The sequence below is a fragment of the Sulfuricurvum sp. genome (assembly GCF_028712165.1).
Classification (GTDB): domain Bacteria; phylum Campylobacterota; class Campylobacteria; order Campylobacterales; family Sulfurimonadaceae; genus Sulfuricurvum.
This window is the reverse complement of the sequence record NZ_JAQTQR010000108.1, coordinates 1-5,958: the sequence shown is the minus strand read 5'-3', so window position 1 is coordinate 5,958 and position 5,958 is coordinate 1. Positions and strand designations below refer to the sequence as shown.

Sequence of the window (5,958 nt, the reverse complement as noted above, 5' to 3'; positions counted from 1 at the left end):
TTCGGATCATCGCGTCGATCTTGTTCATCGAGAGTTTGATGAGATCGGATGCTGAACCTTGGAATACGGTATTGACCGACTCTCGCTCATACGCCGCCTTGAGCATCGGTGTTGCACTGCCGAAATCAAAATAGCGGCGACGGTGCAAGAGTGTCTCGACATAGCCCATCTCTTTGGCCTGCTCGACAATACCGCTAAAATATCCTTTGACACTCGGAAATGTCTCGAAATAGCGCTCGATAATCTCTTTGGCTTCTTTCGTTGTAATCCCCAATGTATCGGAGAGTTTCTTTTGTCCCATTCCGTACAACAGACCAAAATTGACCGTTTTCGCGATGTTACGCTTACGTGGTGCATCTTCCTCACCGAACAACGCGATTGCCGTTTGCATATGGATATCATGCCCCTCGTTAAAGGCATTCACCAATACGGTGTCATTGCTGAAATGAGCGAGGAGACGAAGCTCGATCTGAGAATAGTCGATCCCGATCAGTTTTTTGCCCTTAGGGGCAACGAACGCTTCACGGATACGCATCCCCAATGCCGTTTTGACCGGAATGTTTTGGAGATTTGGATTTTTGGAACTGAGCCGTCCCGTCGCCGTTCCCGTTTGAACAAACGACGTATAAATACGCGACGAAGGATCATTTTGCGCCAACGCGATCAACGGTTCGATGTAGGTCGAATAGAGCTTATGATACTCACGGTATTGAAGCAGCATCGGTATAACCGGATGCTCGTCTTTAAGTCCTTCTAAAACCTGTTCATCCGTGCTGTAACCCGTTTTCGTTTTCTTACCGTGTGCCAGACCCAATGTTTCAAACAAGATTACCCCAAGTTGTTTAGGGGAATTGAGGTTGAATACCGTGCCGCACGCGTTGTGGATTTGCTCTGTTAATGTAGCAATTTCTAATGCCACCTCTTTTTTAAACTGCTCCAATACCGCAGTATCGACTGCAATCCCCTCGCGCTCCATCCCAAGCAATGTCAGGGTAAAAGGGAATTCGATATTAAACGCTTCATCCAACGCTTCTTGCCCCCCTTTTAAAAGGAGCTGTTCGCGAAGGACTTCATACAAACGATACGTAATATAGGCATCTTCCCCCGCGTATTTACACGCGTCTTCGATCGCGACCGATGCAAAGTTTTCCCCTTTTTTGACCGTATCTTTAAAATGGATCATTTCATGATGTAAAAGTGATTGGGATAGGTTATCCATCGCTAACGAGCGTGCCGAATCGGTAAGCCATGCCATCACCATAGAATCGGCATAAATATTGAGACGATCGACCCCTAAAAATCGGGTCACAAAATGGAGATCAAATTTGATATTATGGCCTATGACACGACGCTCAAAAATCGCTGTGATCGCTCTCTTCGCACCATCATGACTGACTTGTCCCCCTACTCCCAGATAACTGTGTGCCAAGGGGACGTAATAGCCTGTTTTGCCGTCACTGCTAAAACTAAAACCGACCAAATGATCTTTTGTAGCATCCAACCCCGTCGTTTCAGTATCAAACGCGACCATTGCATCCTGAGGGATCGAAGCAATGATACGTTCCAGCGCTTCGTCGGTATCGATCAACATCGTGCACCCTTCAGGATTGTCACATTTCGGGAGATCAAGAGGTTTTATTTCTGCTACTCGCGGTGAAGGTGTCCCTTGTGATTCTTCAAACAGCGCTTTGGCTTTTAAGGTTCGGAGGACGGCATTCATCTCGTAATGAACCAAATCATCATAAATTGGTAAGAACGGATTGTCAAAATGCATCGCAAATTCACTGAAATCAAGTGATTCAAATACGTTATCCCGCAAACTGACTAGCTCACGTGAACGAAACGCATCATCCCGATAGGTTTCCAACAATCCGCGAATACGAGGCGGTGTCACTTCATCAAGACGACGATACATTTCATCGAGTGTACCAAACTGACTAAGAAGCTTTTGCGCCGTTACTTTCCCGATCCCTTTAACGCCGGGGACATTATCAGCCGTATCACCGATAAGGGCTTGATAGTCGATAAACTGTCTCGGATGAACCCCGTATTTTTCATCACAATGACGTTCGTTCATCACTTTTTTACTGATCGCATCGACGAGAACGACAACATCGTCTTCGATAAGCTGATAGAGGTCTTTATCGTGTGAAACGACACGAACGATGTGTCCTTGAGCACGGGCATGTCGAACCACCGAAGCGATCATATCGTCCGCTTCGTATCCGCTTTGCATGAGCGATTTATATCCCATCTTATCAATCCATTCTATCGCTATCGGAAGCTGCATAATCAGCTCTTCCGGTGCGGGAGAACGGTTGGCTTTGTACTGAGGATCAATCTCGGAACGGAAACTTGGACCTTTCGCATCGAGAGCGAAAATGAGATAATCACTGCTGTGGTCTTTATGCAGCGAAGCAATAAAATTGATAAATCCGGTCAAAAGGCCGGTTGGAAAACCCTGTTTGTTTTTTAGTGGAGGAAGTGCGTAAAAACTGCGGAAAAAAAATCCAAATGTATCAATTACTGTAACGGTTTGTTGAGCCATCCTACGCCTTTATATGGCGCGGGTTTTTTCAAGAATCGAATCAATCGCCGCTTGAAGTTTGGTCACATCGTATCCGGCGGCTTCAGCTTTTTTAAGTCCGAATGCAATCCCGTGTTCTCCGAAAGGATCGTTGATCGGAACAATCGTTTTGATAATATGAAGTGCGGTTGAAAACTCTTTTACCTCTTCCGGGGCTTGATCAGGAGTATCCGAATATTCGATCATCTCGACAAAGTCTCTGTCAAAATTCCAGTGGGTAAAGATAGCAGCTGTAACCGACGCCGTCGTCTCTTGGACATACGAGCGCTCGACACTTGCAATATCGATGGCTGTTGTAACGTCGGCTTTAAAATTGGTGGCCAAATCTTCTTGGATCACATCGCTGGCAATAATGATTTTTCCGGTCTCTTGCAAAAATGCGGCCAAAAACAGTTTGTCTGCTTTAGCGCGATCAATCTTCATATACCATGCATGCATCAAAGCTGCCTGCATCGATGATATCTCCGCAAAATGTTCCGAACTTACGCCATAAGGCTCCATATCCACATTAAGGAGCTTGCGAACCGAATTTCCGATCCCGATAGAACGGGTCATACTCATCCCGAATAAAGAAACCGCTTGACCTACATTATTAATTTCACGACGAAAACTGTACAACGGCGAGTTAGCGGCTTTGAGCAAGTTTGCCACAATCATCGGATCGGTTTCGACCGTTTTTACTAAATCGTGAATCGAAGAGTTGGGGTCATTACACACACGCTGCATATCGATTACCGTTTTCGGCAATGGAGGCAAAGATTTAATACTGTTTATTATTGAGCTCTTCATTCATAATCCTCTACAAAAGCTATTGAAGTTATTATACCCTACTTAATTCAAGAGCCAAATATTTTCCGGTAAAACTTCCTGTTTTTTCCCAATCTCTGGCTACACTTTCGGGATCACCTTCTGCGACAAGCAATCCGCCGCCGCTTCCACCCTCAGGTCCCATGTCGATTATGTAATCGGCATTTTTGATCATATCGAGATTGTGCTCGATCACGAGAACCGAATTTCCAAGCTCAACAAAATTATGGAGTACTTTGGTTAGACGGTTGACGTCGTCAAAATGCAATCCGGTTGTCGGTTCATCGAGAACATACAAAGTATTTCCGGTATCCCGACGGCTTAGCTCTTTTGCCAATTTAATCCGTTGCGCTTCCCCGCCTGAGAGGGTTACCGCATTCTGTCCCAAAGTGATGTAATCGAGACCCACATCGCTCAATGTTTGCAAAATCGCTTTGATCTTCGGAATAGGGGCAAAAAACTCCAGCGCTTCGCCGACCGACATATTGAGAACATCCGAAATAGTTTTACCTTTGTATTCAACCTGCAGGGTTTGCATGTTATAGCGGCTTCCGTGACACGCATCACATTTGACCATAATATCCGGAAGGAAGTGCATCTCGATCTTGATCTCCCCTTCCCCCTGACATTTCTCACATCTACCACCTTTTACATTAAAGCTAAAACGTGATGCCGTATAGCCGCGAATCTGTGCCTCTTTGGTCTTTGCAAACAGGTTACGGATTTCATCCATAACCCCTGTATAGGTGGCAGGGTTTGAACGCGGTGTTCGTCCGATAGGACTTTGATCGAGGTAAATGACCTTATCAAGTTTTTCCAACCCTTCCACTTCAACCCCTGCCACGCGGTTGATTTTGCGGGCGTGGTTAAGTATCTCTCTCGTAACCGGAAGCAAGGTTTGAAGAATCAATGAACTTTTCCCGCTTCCGCTCACCCCTGTCACACAGACGAAATTATGGAGCGGAATCTGGACACTTAAATCGCTAATATTGTTTAATGTTACATTTTTAATGCTCATCCACTCTTTTTGCTCTCTGCGGTAAAAATACTCGATTTTTTTCCGACCCGAAAGGTATTGTGCCGTGAGAGTATCGGATTTTTTCATCTCTTCTAACGTTCCGGCAAACACAACATTACCGCCGAATTTTCCCGCACCCGGACCGATATCGACGATATAGTCGGCATTCTCAATCGTCTCTTTATCATGTTCTACGACGATAACGGTGTTCCCTTTTTCCTGCAATGAACGAAGGGTGCGAATGAGTTTTAGCGTATCACGTTCATGCAGTCCGATACTCGGCTCATCCAAAACATACATGACTCCCGTCAAACCGCTTCCGATCTGGCTGGCGATACGGATACGCTGTGCTTCGCCTCCGCTGATACTGCGGGCATCACGGCTGAGTGAAAGGTACCCAAGACCCACATCATAGAGGAAGAAAAGGCGTTCTCGAATTTCATTCAAAATAGAAGCCGCAATCATCGTACTCTGCTCACTGAGCCCATCAAACGTCTGAGGATCAGCGAACCATGCATACGAATCTTTGAGCGGCATCGTGATCACATCACCGATCCCTTTTCCAGCAACCCGTACAGCGAGTGATTCGCGTTTGAGACGATGCGACCCGCAGATATTACACGGTTTTTCAGACATGTAATCCGCCAAATCTTTTTCATCTTTAAAGATATCGTATGCAATTCGAACGATCCCCGGCCATACCCGTTTGATCGGATGATCTTGCCATTTAAATTCCACTTCATCAACACTGCCGTGGAGAATCGCTTTTTTCTGATGTTCTTCGAGGGTATAAAACGGAGCGGAGATACTGATTCCTTCTGATACGCAGAATGCTTTTAAGAAAGTGAAATAATATCCTTTGTTAAATCCGTAAACGATCTTGATCGCCCCTTTTTCGACTGTTAGCTCCGAATCGATGATCTTGTCATAATCGAGCGCATATCGTATCCCCAATCCGTCACATTCACTGCATGCCCCTTTAGGGGAGTTAAACGAAAACGAGAGTGGCTCTAGCGGATCAAAACTCACTTTACAATCAAAACAGGCACTGTGTTCGCTGTAGTGGATCAGCTTTTCTGCCATCCCTATTTCGTCGTGATTTTGGATTTCGATCTCAACCTCACCGTACGACTCTTTAAGCGCTTTTTCAACGTCTTGTGCCACGCGGTCATGGTTATCGTCTTTAATAATCAGGCGGTCAATGACCACTTTGAGTGTATGTTTTTTGGTTTTGGACAGCTCGATCTCTTCATCCAGACGAACCATAACCCCATCGACCATTGCACGTACGTATCCTTTGTGACGGAGAGATTCAAGAATATCGGAAAATGAACCCTTCTTTTCCCGAATCAATGGAGCCAAAATAACGATTTTTGCTCCATCCGGGAGCTTTAGAACCTGATCAATGATATCCTGAGCGGACATTTTGGAGATTTTTTTACCGCACAGGTGGCAATGCTGAACCCCGATACGGGCATATAAAAGACGTAAATAGTCATAAATTTCAGTGATTGTTCCAACCGTAGAACGGGGGTTTTTAGAAGTC

Annotated in this window: 3 protein-coding genes; all 3 read right to left on the bottom strand. The window is 45.4% G+C overall.

What is annotated here, in order from left to right; genetic code table 11:
- A partial coding sequence (gene polA, locus PHP90_RS13520; protein WP_299930959.1) for a DNA polymerase I occupies nt 1-2,548 on the bottom strand: 2,548 nt, incomplete at its 3' end.
- A 9-nt stretch (nt 2,549-2,557) separates the two neighbouring features.
- A complete protein-coding gene (locus PHP90_RS13515) occupies nt 2,558-3,376 on the bottom strand; it encodes an HDOD domain-containing protein (RefSeq protein WP_299930957.1) in 819 nt (272 codons plus the stop codon).
- 31 nt (nt 3,377-3,407) lie between these two features.
- On the bottom strand, nt 3,408-5,958 hold a 2,551-nt coding region (uvrA, locus tag PHP90_RS13510), incomplete at its 5' end, for an excinuclease ABC subunit UvrA (RefSeq protein ID WP_299930955.1).

What these genes read in the sequence shown, in the direction of transcription:
- PHP90_RS13515 (WP_299930957.1), bottom strand. Translation starts at nt 3,376, where the DNA reads ATGAAGAGCTCAATAATAAACAGTATTAAATCTTTGCCTCCATTGCCG.